The following is a 769-nucleotide window of genomic DNA, read 5'->3' as shown; positions in this document are numbered from 1 at the left end:
GGCCGGTGGGGCGGGGGTGCGTCCGGGGAGTGCGGGCAGGTCCGTGAGGCGGGCCGCGGAGTCGGCGCCCACTGTGCGCAGGACGTCGTGCAGGGCGTGGGCGAACGCCTCGGCGGTGCCGGCGTCGTAGAGGTCGGTGGCGTACTCGACGTGCAGCGTCAGGCCGCCGGGGGCGCCCTCGGGGGTGTGATGTTCCTGGACGTCCACGAAGAGGTCGAACTTGGCGGTGCCGGTGGCGGTGGGCCGCAACTCGGCGCGGGTGCTGCCGAGTTCGAGGACGGCGGGTGCGTTGTTCTGCAGGGCCAGCATCACCTGGAACAGGGGGTGCCGGCCGGGGGTGCGGGGCGGGTTCAGTTCGTTCACCAGCCGGTCGAAGGGCAGGTCCTGGTGGTCGAGGGCGGACAGGTCGGCGGTGCGCAGCCGGGCGAGAAGGTCCCGGAAGGCGGGGTCGCCGGAGGTGTCGGCGCGCAGCACCAGGGTGTTGCTGATCAGGCCGATCAGCGGATCCAGCGCGGGTTCGGTGCGGCCCGCGACGGGTGTGCCGAGGACGATGTCCTCGCCGGCGCCGCAGCGGGTGAGCAGGGCGCTGACGGCGGCGTGCAGCACCATGAACAGGCTGGCGCCCTCGTGGTCGGCGAGGCGCAGCAGGGCGCGGTGCAGGGCGGCGTCGACGGATGTCTCGACGTGCGCGCCGGCGCCGCGCGGCGCGGTGGGCCGGGGCCGGTCGCCGGGCAGGGTGCACTCGTCGGGCAGCCCGTCCAGCGCGGTG

The 769-nt window shown here is 75.3% G+C and carries 1 protein-coding gene; it reads right to left on the bottom strand.

Annotated features, from left to right (window positions below; genetic code table 11):
- Positions 1-769: condensation domain-containing protein (locus tag B7767_RS37415; protein WP_256923706.1), on the bottom strand; the 769-nt coding region annotated here is incomplete at both ends.

Origin of the sequence: Streptomyces sp. 13-12-16, assembly GCF_002114215.1 — a bacterium.
GTDB lineage: Bacteria > Actinomycetota > Actinomycetes > Streptomycetales > Streptomycetaceae > Streptomyces.
The sequence above is the reverse complement of the archived record's forward strand: the minus strand, read 5'-3'. Positions and strand labels throughout refer to the sequence as shown.